The organism is Comamonas sp. (assembly GCF_009360615.1).
In the GTDB taxonomy this organism is placed as follows: Bacteria; Pseudomonadota; Gammaproteobacteria; order Burkholderiales; family Burkholderiaceae_C; genus Comamonas.
Genome location: NZ_SPEY01000056.1, coordinates 1 through 11,812, shown reverse-complemented (window position 1 = coordinate 11,812; position 11,812 = coordinate 1). Strand labels below are relative to the sequence as shown.

The 11,812-nt window shown below is 60.2% G+C and carries 12 protein-coding genes and 1 pseudogene; 7 read left to right on the top strand and 6 right to left on the bottom strand.

The annotated features are described in order from the left end of the window. Both E2583_RS15965 and E2583_RS15960 read left to right on the top strand, forming a co-directional pair. On the top strand, window positions 1-298 hold a 298-nt coding region (locus E2583_RS15965), incomplete at its 5' end, for a hypothetical protein (protein WP_291597220.1). Beyond that, entirely contained in the window at window positions 295-540 is a 246-nt protein-coding gene (locus tag E2583_RS15960; protein WP_291597219.1) for a hypothetical protein, read from the top strand. The genes E2583_RS15965 and E2583_RS15960, both read left to right, overlap by 4 nt. Before the next feature lie 344 nt (window positions 541-884). Here the strand turns inward: E2583_RS15960 and E2583_RS15955 are convergent, their stop codons facing one another. Continuing rightward, on the bottom strand, window positions 885-1,172 hold the full coding sequence (locus tag E2583_RS15955) for an H-NS histone family protein (protein ID WP_291597221.1): 288 nt from the start codon (window positions 1,170-1,172) through the stop codon (window positions 885-887). A 365-nt stretch (window positions 1,173-1,537) separates the two neighbouring features. Between E2583_RS15955 and E2583_RS15950 the strand changes: the two genes are divergently transcribed. Continuing rightward, window positions 1,538-2,032 carry a GNAT family N-acetyltransferase gene (locus E2583_RS15950; protein ID WP_291597218.1) on the top strand — a complete coding sequence of 165 codons (495 nt, stop codon included), beginning with the start codon at window positions 1,538-1,540 and terminating at the stop codon, window positions 2,030-2,032. Between the two features lie 70 nt (window positions 2,033-2,102). Here E2583_RS15950 and E2583_RS15945 read toward each other — a convergent pair whose 3' ends face one another. Then, a complete protein-coding gene (locus tag E2583_RS15945) occupies window positions 2,103-2,543 on the bottom strand; it encodes an acetyltransferase (RefSeq protein ID WP_291597217.1) in 441 nt (146 codons plus the stop codon). A gap of 607 nt (window positions 2,544-3,150) precedes the next feature. Here E2583_RS15945 and E2583_RS15940 point away from each other — a divergent pair. Then, window positions 3,151-5,382: an NADP-dependent isocitrate dehydrogenase gene (locus E2583_RS15940; protein WP_291597216.1), complete on the top strand. Its 2,232-nt coding sequence runs from the start codon at window positions 3,151-3,153 to the stop codon at window positions 5,380-5,382. A 181-nt stretch (window positions 5,383-5,563) separates the two neighbouring features. Further along, window positions 5,564-5,869 (top strand): CPCC family cysteine-rich protein, encoded by a 306-nt coding sequence (locus E2583_RS15935; protein ID WP_291597215.1) that lies wholly within the window; start codon window positions 5,564-5,566, stop codon window positions 5,867-5,869. Here E2583_RS15935 and E2583_RS15930 read toward each other — a convergent pair. From E2583_RS15930 to E2583_RS15920, 3 genes are all read right to left on the bottom strand, one after another. Next, window positions 5,849-6,271, bottom strand: a complete 423-nt coding sequence (locus E2583_RS15930; protein WP_291597214.1) for a hypothetical protein — start codon at window positions 6,269-6,271, stop codon at window positions 5,849-5,851. The genes E2583_RS15935 and E2583_RS15930 overlap by 21 nt on opposite strands. Window positions 6,272-6,429: 158 nt before the next feature. Further along, window positions 6,430-6,939 carry a DUF192 domain-containing protein gene (locus tag E2583_RS15925; RefSeq protein WP_291597213.1) on the bottom strand — a complete coding sequence of 170 codons (510 nt, stop codon included), beginning with the start codon at window positions 6,937-6,939 and terminating at the stop codon, window positions 6,430-6,432. Between the two features lie 185 nt (window positions 6,940-7,124). Further along, window positions 7,125-7,382, bottom strand: coding sequence for a hypothetical protein (locus tag E2583_RS15920; RefSeq protein ID WP_291597212.1), 258 nt, complete (start codon window positions 7,380-7,382; stop codon window positions 7,125-7,127). A 229-nt stretch (window positions 7,383-7,611) separates the two neighbouring features. Between E2583_RS15920 and icd the strand changes: the two genes are divergently transcribed. Next, window positions 7,612-8,874, top strand: a complete 1,263-nt coding sequence (gene icd / locus E2583_RS15915) for an NADP-dependent isocitrate dehydrogenase (RefSeq protein ID WP_291597211.1) — start codon at window positions 7,612-7,614, stop codon at window positions 8,872-8,874. A gap of 202 nt (window positions 8,875-9,076) precedes the next feature. Continuing rightward, complete coding sequence (locus E2583_RS15910; RefSeq protein ID WP_291597210.1) at window positions 9,077-11,464, top strand: membrane-bound PQQ-dependent dehydrogenase, glucose/quinate/shikimate family; 2,388 nt, start codon at window positions 9,077-9,079, stop codon at window positions 11,462-11,464. A gap of 166 nt (window positions 11,465-11,630) precedes the next feature. Here E2583_RS15910 and E2583_RS15905 read toward each other — a convergent pair. Beyond that, a pseudogene (locus E2583_RS15905) lies at window positions 11,631-11,812 on the bottom strand (DsbA family protein); the annotation flags it as partial.

Sequence of the window (11,812 nt, the reverse complement as noted above, 5' to 3'; positions counted from 1 at the left end):
CGGGTACGTCGTGTTTCTTGGTGCTCATTGTGCTTACGGACAGGCCGGCTTGCGCCGGCGGTTGATTGTCCGTTTACACAAAATTCTGCACACCCTCTGGTTTCATCAAAAATCCCGTCGATGCCTGTCCAAGAGTACCTTTCCCTCAAGCATTGCCGTGATCCGATCGGTCAGGCTCTTGGTGCAACCGTTTTCTGCGGCGATCTTTCTTGCATTCCTGATCGTCGATGAATCGGCAGCGATCAGCGCATGGCGCATGGACCGGTGTGTTCTTTGCGCTTTGGGCCCTTGGGCATGAGGCTGACATTTCCGGTCTTCGACCAGCTTGAAAAGCGCTCCGATACCAATCACCGCAGCACAGGGGTGATTCTCAGCGACGAAGTCCGGACTCCGGAGGTCCACCCGCAACCCACCCTGTTTCCGAATCTGCGCCATGGGGATCTGTCAACCCGCCAGGCCCTCGAACTCTTGCGACACCGGCGGCAGCAGTTCGCGAGGGCCGACGGTTTGTCGAGCATCTGGATCAGTTCCCGCACCTGACGTTTGGTGCGATCCAGCGTGGAAGACGGAGGTCCATGGTGCGGCCTTCGGGCAGGCTCTGAATGAACAGATGGCCGAAAGCTCAGGGAGGTCAGCGCAAAGGCGGTGATCCGCATCAACGCGGCTTCTGCAATCCGGGTGTGGTTCAGAGATTCAGAGATGGAGGCGTTGAGGCTGGACTATACGGTCGGGGGCAGTGTGAGCTGGGTCAAACGCGGTGCGCTTGTGATCCGGCCGTGCCAGTCACGAGGAGCCTGCCGGCCTTTTCGGAACGGAATGCAAGATCGCTTGACGCCGTAACTTGAGGCAAAAGTGGCCCTGGAGGCCACTTTTTGCGGGCTTGATCAGATCTCGAACTTTGAGCGGTCTTGGTCCTTGATCCAGGCGGGGGGCTTACCTCTGCCCGTCCATGTCAGGCCCGTGGCGGGGTCGCGATACTTGGCGGCGACAGAGCCGGTCAGGCGCCTTTGTTTCGCGGGAGGGAAGACATCGTCTTGGGTCAGGCCGAAAGCCTCGATCAAGCCCCTGATTTCTTGCACGGCAACTGCGACTTCAGCCTTTCGGGCCGCAGCAATCTGCTGATCCAGGGTTTCGCGTTGTGCCAATAATTCCTTGTAAGAATTTGTACTCATCTCAAAGAGGTCCTCTGTAAAGTTATGAACCAGCACTGAAGTGATGTGTCCGTCCATGAGATACGCTATTTACGCAGTTGGTTCAATTTCGGTGGAAAGTGCCTGCGCGAATGGTTTCCCGAGCTGGCAGGTATTAATGCGGAATAACATCAGTGCAATGCACAAATCCAGGCTGAGCCATCGCTTCAGGCGCTCCTGGAAGTGTGGCCCTGGCTTGCGTGCTTTTTGGCCATAAAGGGAAGAGGGCCGCCGGTATGGACTTTTTGCAGGGCCCGAAGAGCGAACCGAAGGTAAACCAAGAGCCGGTGTTACCGTCTCCGATGCGTTTCCGTGCCTGTTCGTGGAAATCCAGATACATTCGAAACATGACTCTGGAATTCAAGCGCCTTACCGAAGTGGGTGTGGATGAAATCATTGCGCTCAACAACCATCCCGAAGTGCTGCGCCAAATGCCCCTGGGCAGTGCAGATTTCGATGAGGTCAAAGCCAGGGATTGGGTGAGCCACAAAGACGCCCAGTGGACGCAATATGGCTACGGGCCTTGGGCATTTCTTATCGATCAGGAGTTTGCAGGCTGGGGAGGGCTTCAGCACGAAGCCGGTGATGCAGACCTGGCCCTAGTACTGCATCCCAGATACTGGGGAAGCGGCAAGGCCATCTACCAGGAAATTGTCAATCGCGCTTTCAACGTTATGGGCTTGAGTTCCATCACCATTCTGTTGCCTCCTTCGAGAAAAAGAATCAGAGGTGTTTTGAGGCTGGGATTCAAAGCAGATGGCGAGCTCTATCTCGGCGGCGTTCACTTTGCGCGCTTTCGCCTCTGCGCCTGCGGCAAGTTCCGGAGCCAGGTCAGTCGGTAGGGGTTGGTGTGAGCCATGACTGGTCGATCGCTGCCCTTGTGGCGGGCTGCTGACGGCCAAGAGCAGTCCTTTATGGCTTGCCGTATTTCAAGTGAATGATGGGGTAAGGCCGGCCTTGTCCATCCAGCGATGAACGACCAGTGCGAATAAAGCCCATTTTTTCGTAAAAGCCTAATGCCTGTAGATTCTCCTCATTGACATCGGTTGTCATGTCGGGGTTTAGCGAAAGACCGTGCCGAACCAGCATGGTGCCAATACCCATTCCCCGGTACGCAGGGTCAACGAACAAGGCCTCCATATGCCCGTTGTCGATGAACATGAAAGCCAGCGGGAAGTCGCTGGCGTCTACAGCTAGCCAGAGCGGTACCTGGGGCAGAAAGCCGCACACCATCGCGTCAATAGCCTGGCGGTCCTCCCGAGACAGAAAGTGATGAGTGGCATCAACCGCGTGACGCCAAATTTCGACGGAGCGTTCACCATCGCCAGGACGGGAAATTCGAATGGATGTCATTGGCTGATTATGAACACTGCAAGGTGGAGGGCCGCGCAAGCCTCACCAGTGCAGTCCTTGCGTTCACGTTTGTGATATCCACCGCACTTGGTAAATGCCTGTTGAGGCGCGTTTCCTGCCGTTCCTGCAGCCTGAAAAGCCCGCTGGCCGATACATCCATCGCCAGAGCTGGATCAGGCCGTTGGCGACAAAACAACACATACGGGCCGTTGAACGCTTGTCAAGTTGTCAGCCTTGGTGCCAAAGCCTGTGCTACTTTGTGCCAAAGCTCGCGCAAATTTGTACCAAAGGCCGTGCAACGCAACTTTAACTAATTTTCTGGAAGCTGCGATGTTCGCCCAATGAAGGCAGGAAGCGATTTTTTTACATGCCCGAAAGCAGGTGTGAAAGTCCATTTTCCCTATGAAAACGCCCCATGAGAGCTGAGCTAAATCCCCGAGTCTTGTACAAGACTTAAAAAAACCGGGCCGGTTGCGCGTAGAATTTTGTATTGTGGGAACGCATTGCATCAAGAAAGTGTCGTCCCGCTGTGTCAGGCCCCATTGCGCAAGCCCGGGATGCAGGCCCAAGGCACCTTTCCCCCTTTTTTCACAACCTGAGACAAGAGATGAGTACGCAGCAACCCACCATCATCTACACCTTGACTGACGAGGCACCTCGCCTGGCCACCAGTGCATTTCTGCCCGTCATCCGTGCTTTTGCCGCTCCCGCCGGCATCAATGTGGAGACCAGCGACATCTCGCTGGCAGGCCGCATCCTGGGCGAGTTCCCCGAATTTCTGACCGAAGAACAGCGTGTTCCCAACAACCTGGCCGACCTGGGCAAGCTGACGCTGACTCCCGAAGCCAACATCATCAAGCTGCCCAATATTTCCGCTTCCGTGGGTCAGCTGACTGCCGCCATCAAGGAGCTTCAGTTCAAGGGTTACAAGGTTCCCAACTTCCCCGAGAACCCCACGACCGACGAAGAGAAGGAAATCAAGGCACGCTACAGCAAATGCCTGGGATCGGCCGTGAACCCCGTGCTGCGCGAAGGCAACTCCGACCGCCGCGCGCCTGCCGCCGTGAAGAACTACGCCAAGAAGCACCCCCATTCCATGGGTGAATGGAAGCAGTGGTCGCAGACCCATGTCTCGCACATGAGCGAAGGCGACTTCTACCACGGCGAAAAGTCCATGACCCTGGACAAGGCCCGTGATGTGAAGATGGTGCTGGAGACCAAGTCCGGCAAGAGCATCGTGCTCAAGGAAAAGGTCAAGCTGCAGGACGCAGAAGTGATCGATTCCATGTTCATGAGCAAGAAGGCACTGTGTGCCTTCTACGAAAAGGAGATCGAGGACTGCAAGGAGTCCGGCATCCTGTTCTCGCTGCACGTGAAGGCCACGATGATGAAGGTGTCCCACCCCATCGTGTTCGGTCACTGCGTGAAGATCTTCTACAAGGAAGCCTTCGAGAAGCATGGCAAGCTGTTCGACGAACTGGGCGTGAACGTGAACAACGGCATGGCCAACCTCTACGAGAAGATCGAGACGCTGCCTGCTTCGCAGCGTGACGAGATCATTCGTGATCTGCACAAGTGCCAGGAAAATCGTCCCCGTCTGGCCATGGTTGATTCCGCCAAGGGCATCACCAACTTCCACTCGCCCAACGACGTGATCGTCGATGCTTCCATGCCCGCCATGATCCGCGTGGGTGGCAAGATGTGGGCGGCCGACGGCAAGCCTTACGACTGCAAGGCAGTGATGCCCGAGTCCACCTTTGCCCGCATCTATCAGGAAGTGATCAACTTCTGCAAGTGGCACGGCAATTTCGATCCCCGGACCATGGGCACCGTGCCCAACGTGGGTCTGATGGCGCAGAAGGCCGAAGAGTACGGCTCGCACGACAAGACCTTCGAGATCGCCGAAGACGGCGTGGCCAATATCGTGGACATCGCCACCGGCGAAGTGCTGCTGAGCCAGAACGTGGAAGCCGGTGACATCTGGCGCATGTGCCAGGTCAAGGACGCGCCCATCCGCGACTGGGTGAAGCTGGCCGTGACCCGTGCCCGCAACTCCGGCATGCCTGCCGTGTTCTGGCTGGACCCCTATCGTCCCCACGAGGCCGAGCTGATCAAGAAGGTGCAGACCTATCTGAAGGAATACGACACCAGCGGTCTCGAAATCCACATCCTCTCGCAAGTGCGCGCCATGCGCTACACGCTGGAGCGCGTGGCCCGCGGTCTGGATACCATCTCGGTGACCGGCAACATTCTGCGCGACTACCTGACCGACCTGTTCCCCATCCTGGAACTGGGCACCTCGGCCAAGATGCTGTCCATCGTGCCTCTGATGGCCGGTGGCGGCATGTACGAAACCGGTGCCGGTGGTTCCGCTCCCAAGCACGTGCAGCAACTGGTGGAAGAGAATCACCTGCGCTGGGATTCGCTGGGGGAATTCCTGGCTCTGGCCGTTTCGTTCGAAGACCTCGGTATCAAGGAAAACAACGCCCGTGCCAAGCTGCTGGCCAAGACCCTGGACGAAGCCACCGGCAAGCTGCTGGACCTGGACAAGTCGCCTTCGCGCCGCACCGGCGAGCTGGACAACCGTGGCTCGCAGTTCTACATCGCTCTGTACTGGGCCCAGGCTCTGGCCGCTCAGACCGAAGACGCAGAACTGGCTGCCAAGTTCGCACCTCTGGCCAAGACCCTGGCCGAGAACGAAGACAAGATCGTGGCCGAAATGAAGGAAGTGCAAGGCAAGGCTGCCGACATCGGCGGCTACTACATGCCCGACGTGGCCAAGCTGGACGCAGTGATGCGCCCCAGCGCCACCTTCAACGCCGCCATCGCTGCTGCGTAAATCAAGTGTTTTCTGCAGTGCAGTCTCGGCTGCCTGCATGCCTTGAAGAAAGCCGGTGACCTGAAAAGGTTGCCGGCTTTTTTGTGTCTATTTTTATTGATTGCTATATAAAAAGAAGCTGCTGGCGATTGATGGATAAGCGCTACAGCTTGATTTGATGTGAATTCATGAAAGGTGAGCCATGCTGTTGTATCAGTGCCCGTGCTGCGACTACTTCTCGCTCGATGACCGTGGCGAATACAGTATCTGCAGCGTCTGCTTCTGGGAAGACAGCGGCTGGGATGTGGACTGCCCGGATGAATACTCCGGCCCCAACCATATGACGCTGCGCGAAGGTCGGCGCAACTTTCAGCGCTTTGGCGCCTGCGATTACCGCATGCTCAGGAGCGTGCTCCCACCGGCAGCGCGCAGCCGCTATCGATGTAGTCCGCGTGTTCTGCGCGGAGTGGCATCAACCGGCGTGGGATCAACCGGCGTGGGGCAGTGACCGTCTGGCCTCGTCAACCCAGCGCAGGAATGGTATGCCTGGGTGTTGACGCAGCAGCGGATAGCGGTGGCGGTGGCGGTGATAGCAGTCCCAGTAACTGGCTGCCTGCTGCTTGCAGGTCATGACAAATTCAGGGTTCTCGGCCGCAAATCGCCCGTAGCTGTTTGGCAAAAGTCTATGAGGCTGGGTTGCCAGATGCTCGGCAATTTCCAGCACATACTCGCCAGCAGCGCGGACCACAAACGGCAGCACCCAGTTGCAGTCGTGCTCCAGCAACTGGCGCAGACCGGCTTCGCGCACATGGCCGTCGGCATGACGGCTGCCCAGGCACAGAGCCAGCTGCTGCGCAGCGTCGCAGCTTTTTTGAATGCATTGCTGCAGCGCGCGTTCTTCGTAGTACACGCGTTAGGGGGCATGCAGCAATTCGCTATTGATGCTTACCGTGAAGCCGGGGTAGGGCTCGAATGTCTGCGACTTTCCCAGTCTCTGCAGCAGCGCAGCGGCGGTATCGCTCAGTGCTTGCGGAAACCGGGGCTGATAGAGCATGCAGGATACGGGGCTTAGCGATTGAAGGGCGCACCGCCCAGCTTGGTGCCGGCCTTGATGCCGCGCTTGGCAAACCAGCCCTGGTTCATCTCCAGCACGTAGCGCACGGGCTTGGCCGAGCAGTGAGAGTCTTCGCTCATGGGTTTCATGTCGGCCAGATTGACGATGGTGCCGTCGTCGGCCACAAAGGCTGCCGTCAGCGGCAGGATGGTGTTGCGCATCCAGAAGCACTGCACGCCAGGCACCTCGAAGACAAAGAGCATGCCTTCCTGCTGCGGCATCTCCTTGCGGAACATGAGACCGATCTCGCGCTGCTGCGGCGTGACGGCCAGTTGGGTGTCGATGCGGTACATGCCGGCCGTCAGGTCGATGCGGCGCAGATTCATCTGGGGCTGACCTTGATCGCCGGCCATTGCCGCAGCGCTGCCCAGCAGTCCGAACAGGGCCGCTGCGGTCAGCAACATGGTGCGCGCACGCCAGCCGGATTGGCGTGAGTCAGAGGTCTGGCTGGAGAAGTTCTTCATAAGCCTTGCATGCCAAAAAAGAGTCGAAAGCCGACAGCCTAAGGCATTGGGGCTGAATGTCGCCTGAAACCCGCATGCCACAAACCACAAAGCCCGCAGAAATCTGAATTCTGCGGGCTTTTCGCGCTTGTCGGCAGCGGGTGCGACACCTCAGGGGGCCGTGCCGGTGCGGCCTTCAGCGTCCATCAGGCAGCGGGCTTGGCAGCTTTCTTGGTGCTGTGCTTGGCGTGCGACTTGGCAGGCTTGTGCATGGACTTGGCATGCTTGGCTGCGGGGGCCGGTGCTGCAGCGGGGGCGGCAGGTGCTGCTGCGGCCGGCATGGCCGCAGGTGCGGTGGCTGCGGCTGGGGCAGCAGGGGTGGCAGGTTTCGCAGGCGCAGCGGCTTGAGCGAATGCGCCAGCGGCGAACGTACCGGCAATCAGGATAGCGAGTAGTTTTTTCATGTGTGCCAATTTCCTCAAGATGCGGCAATGCCTGGTTTCAGGGTTTGTTCAGCGCAGGCCATCTGCGCCTCACAGTCTTTCAACGGCCTGGCTGTGCCGGCGTTGACAGGCATTTACAGGTAGTTTCTTAGAATTCGTGCGGTGTAGTGATGTCAGAATTCGGTCATATGCAAAATGCACCAGCAAGGTGCGCCGCCGCACACCATCAAGGACTAGGAGATTCCAGAGCATGAGCGCTTCCCAGCACATCCAGGTACCGTCGCAGGGCGAGAAAATCACCGTCAATGCGGACAAGACGCTGAACGTTCCCGATCAGCCCATCATTCCGTTCATTGAGGGCGATGGTGTCGGTGTTGATGTGACGCCGGTGATGCGCAAGGTGGCTGACGCTGCCGTTGCCAAGGTCTACGGCGGGCAGCGCAAGATTGCCTGGATGGAGGTGTATGCGGGCGAGAAGGCCACGCGCATCTACGGTCCCGATGTCTGGCTGCCCGAGGAAACCGTGGCCGCCGTGCGCGACTATGCCGTGTCCATCAAGGGCCCGCTGACCACGCCCGTGGGCGGCGGCATCCGCTCGCTGAACGTGGCGCTGCGCCAGGAGCTGGACCTGTATGTCTGCCTGCGTCCCGTGCAGTACTTCAAGGGCGTGCCTTCGCCGCTCAAGGAGCCCGAGAAGACAAATATGGTGATCTTCCGCGAGAACTCGGAGGACATCTACGCGGGCATCGAATACGCGGCCGGCAGCGAGAAGGCGAAAAAGCTCATCGACTTCCTGGCCAAGGAAATGGGCGCCAACAGGATCCGCTTTCCCGAAACCTCGGGCATCGGCATCAAGCCCGTCTCGCGCGAGGGCACGGAGCGCCTGGTGCGCAAGGCCATCCAGTACGCCATCGATAACAACAAGCCCAGCGTGACCCTGGTTCACAAGGGCAACATCATGAAGTACACGGAAGGCGCTTTCCGTGACTGGGGCTACGCGCTGGCGCAGCGCGAGTTCGGTGCCGAGCTGATCGACGGCGGCCCCTGGTGCCGCATCAAGCACCCGAAGACCGGCAAGGACATCATCCTCAAGGACTCGATCACTGACGCCTTTTTGCAGCAGATTCTGATGCGTCCGGCCGAGTATTCGGTGGTGGCCACGCTCAATCTCAATGGCGACTACATCTCGGATGCGCTGGCCGCGCAGGTGGGCGGCATCGGCATTGCTCCCGGTGCCAACCTGTCGGAGAGCATTGCCTGCTTCGAAGCCACCCACGGCACAGCGCCGCGCTATGCGGGCAAGGATTATGTGAATCCGGGCTCCATGATTCTCTGCGCCGAGATGATGCTGCGCCACATGGGCTGGCGCGAGGCTGCAGACCTGATCGTCGAGTCGCTGGAAAAAGCCATTCAGAGCAAGCATGTGACCTATGACTTCGCCCGTCTGATGGACGGTGCAACCCAGGTGTCCTGCTCGGGCTTCGGCGATGTGGTGATCTCGATGATGGACTGAGCCGTGCCGCCTGCCCGGCAGCCTGCATAGGCAGCCCGGCACCGCTGTTTCAGCAGCCGCACCGTTGCGACGGTGCGGTTTTTTTATGCCCGGCCCGGCGCTTGTAGTCCTGAGGCTGGCGTGCAAAGTCTCGAAAGTATGTCGATGTGTATCGGCGTTAAGGCGTGCAATACACCAGTGGCAATTAATTTCAGGTGAGGCTATGGCTCCTTCATCCAATGACGGGCGCTGGTACTGGCTTGCAGTGGGGTTGCTGATGCTGCTGACGGGTCTGTACATGACCATCGGCGGCGGCGTTCTGCTCGTCAAGGGAGGCAGCTGGTACTTTGTGTTGATGGGGCTGGCGCTGCTGGTCTCGGCGGCATTACTGCTGGCGCGGCGCAGAGCCGGTGCCCATCTCTACGCGCTGGCCTTTGTGCTGACTCTGGTATGGGCCTGGTGGGATGCGGGCTGGGAGTTCTGGCCGCTGGTGTCGCGCCTGATGGTGTTTGCCGTGCTCGGCCTGCTGGTGGCCCTGGGCTATGCACAGCTTGAAGCGGGCAAGCTGGTCATGAATGACTATGGCCGCCTGGGCGCCGCCGTGTCGGTGGTGGTGCTGGGCCTGGCCATCATCGCGACGGCCGTCAGCGCTTTCTCGCCCAAGGGCGTGATTGCGCCCGAAGTCACCGAGGTGCCCTCGGTCGGCTCCATGGAGATCAGGGCCTCGGACTGGACGGACTGGGGGCAGGGCCCCACCGGTCAGCGCTTTGCCGCCCTCGAGCAGATCAGCCGCGACAATGTCGACAAGCTGGCCGTGGCCTGGACGGCCCGCACCGGCGATGTGCCCCAGAGCACGGGCTCGGGCGCCGAAGATCAGAACACGCCCCAGCAGATCGGGGACCGCCTTTATGTCTGCACGGCTTATGGCAAGGTGCTGGCGCTGGATGTGGACACGGGTGATGAAAGGTGGAAATTCGACCCCGAGGCCAGATCGCCCAACTGGCAGCGCTGCCGGGGCCTGGCCTACTTTGACGGCAACGAGGCCGCGCTCAGGGCTTCGGGCGCGTCCGGTCGGCTCGGCGATGTCGCACCGGGCTGCCGGCGCCGGCTGTTTCTGCCCACGATCGATGCGCGCCTGATTGCACTCGACCCCGATTCGGGCAAGCCGTGCACCGACTTCGGCAAGGACGGCGTGGTGGATCTGACCCAGGGCATGGGGGAGGTCAGGGAGGGCTGGTATCAGCAGACCTCGGCACCGCTGGTGGCCGAGAACCTGGTGATCGTGGGGGGACGCGTGGCCGACAATTTCTCGACCGACGAGCCCTCGGGCGTGGTGCGTGCCTTTGATGTGCTCAGCGGCAAGCTGGTCTGGGCCTGGGACCCGGGCAATCCCGACATCACCGGGCCGCCGCCGCAAGGACAGACCTATACACGCAACTCGCCCAATGTCTGGGGCGGCATGTCCTACGACGCCAGGCTGGGCCTGGCCTATCTGGGCACGGGCAATGCGACGCCGGACTTCTATGCGGCGCAGCGCACGCCGGAGATGGAGAAGAACAGCTCCGCCATCGTGGCCATGGACATCCGGACCGGCAAGCCGCGCTGGCTCTACCAGACCGTGCATCACGACCTGTGGGACTTCGACATCCCCTCCCAGCCCGCGCTGGTTGACGTGAGCAATGCCCAGGGCGGGGTGGACCCCGCGCTGCTTCAGGTGACCAAGCAGGGCATGATCTTCATGCTCAACCGTGAGACCGGCGAGCCCCTGGCAGAGGTGCAGGAGCTGCCCGTGCCGCAAGGCCATGTGCCCGGCGAGCGCTATGCGCCGACCCAGCCGCACTCCACGGGCATGCCCAATATCGGCAACCAGACCCTGAAGGAGTCCGATATGTGGGGCGCCACGCCCTTCGATCAGCTGCTGTGCCGCATCGCCTTCAAGGACATGGATCATCAGGGCGTGTTCACGCCGCCGGGCATGGGGCCGACCCTGCAGTTTCCGGGCTCGCTGGGCGGCATGAACTGGGGCAGCGTCTCCATCGACCCGATCAGCCAGACCATGTTCGTCAACGATATGCGTCTGGGTCTGGCGAACCACATGATTGCGCGCGCCGATATGAAGCCCGGCGCCAGCGGCATCGAGATGGGGGCCGTGCCCCAGGAAGGCACGCCGTTTGGGGCCATGCGCCAGCGCTTTCTGTCGCCGCTGGGCATTCCCTGCCAGAAGCCGCCTTTCGGCACCATGACGGCCGTGGATCTGAAATCGCGCCAGATCAAGTGGCAGGTACCTGTGGGCACGGTGCGCGACACCGGCCCTCTGGGCATTCCCATGTGGCTGACCATTCCCATCGGCATGCCCACGCTGGGGGCTTCCATGGTCACCAAGTCGGGACTGGTGTTCTTTGCGGGCACGCAGGACTTCTATCTGCGCGCCTTGGACAGCGCCAGCGGCCGGGAGATCTGGCGTTCGCGCCTGCCCGTGGGCAGCCAGGGCGGGCCGATGAGCTATGTCTCGCCCCGAACCGGCAGGCAGTATGTGGTGATCACCGCCGGTGGCGCACGCCAGTCGCCCAAGCGCGGTGACTATGTGATCGCCTATGCCCTGCCACAATAGCGAAGGCAATGGCGACAGGGTGCGGAGTTGTCGGCAGGGGGATTAAAAAAGATAGCTGCTTGCGCTTGATGGATAAGGAATTCAGGTTGAATAATGCCTGAACTCTTTAAATAAAAAGCGCTTTGAGCGATGAATAAAAGAGTATCTGCCGTGCAGGCCATGCCGCTCAGCGCGGTGGCAGCTCGCAGCCGTCGGGGCCGCAACTGGGGTCGCCACTGGTGTCGGTATCGCCGGCCTGCTGCTGATTGAGCTCGGCAATCTGCTCGGCCCAGGCGGCCAGCTGCTGCTTCCAGCCGTCGACATCGCCCAGCCATTCGCCGATCTCGATGCGCTGCACGGCGCGTTGGC

Excerpts from the sequence above, each read along its gene's own strand:
- E2583_RS15945 (WP_291597217.1), bottom strand. The coding sequence starts at position 2,543 with ATGACATCCATTCGAATTTCCCGTCCTGGCGATGGTGAACGCTCCGTC.
- icd (WP_291597211.1), top strand. The coding sequence starts at position 7,612 with ATGAGCGCTTCCCAGCACATCCAGGTACCGTCGCAGGGCGAGAAAATC.
- E2583_RS15950 (WP_291597218.1), top strand. The coding sequence starts at position 1,538 with ATGACTCTGGAATTCAAGCGCCTTACCGAAGTGGGTGTGGATGAAATC.
- E2583_RS15960 (WP_291597219.1), top strand. The coding sequence starts at position 295 with ATGAGGCTGACATTTCCGGTCTTCGACCAGCTTGAAAAGCGCTCCGAT.
- E2583_RS15920 (WP_291597212.1), bottom strand. The coding sequence starts at position 7,382 with ATGAAAAAACTACTCGCTATCCTGATTGCCGGTACGTTCGCCGCTGGC.
- E2583_RS15910 (WP_291597210.1), top strand. The coding sequence starts at position 9,077 with ATGGCTCCTTCATCCAATGACGGGCGCTGGTACTGGCTTGCAGTGGGG.
- E2583_RS15940 (WP_291597216.1), top strand. The coding sequence starts at position 3,151 with ATGAGTACGCAGCAACCCACCATCATCTACACCTTGACTGACGAGGCA.
- E2583_RS15955 (WP_291597221.1), bottom strand. The coding sequence starts at position 1,172 with ATGAGTACAAATTCTTACAAGGAATTATTGGCACAACGCGAAACCCTG.
- E2583_RS15935 (WP_291597215.1), top strand. The coding sequence starts at position 5,564 with ATGCTGTTGTATCAGTGCCCGTGCTGCGACTACTTCTCGCTCGATGAC.
- E2583_RS15925 (WP_291597213.1), bottom strand. The coding sequence starts at position 6,939 with ATGAAGAACTTCTCCAGCCAGACCTCTGACTCACGCCAATCCGGCTGG.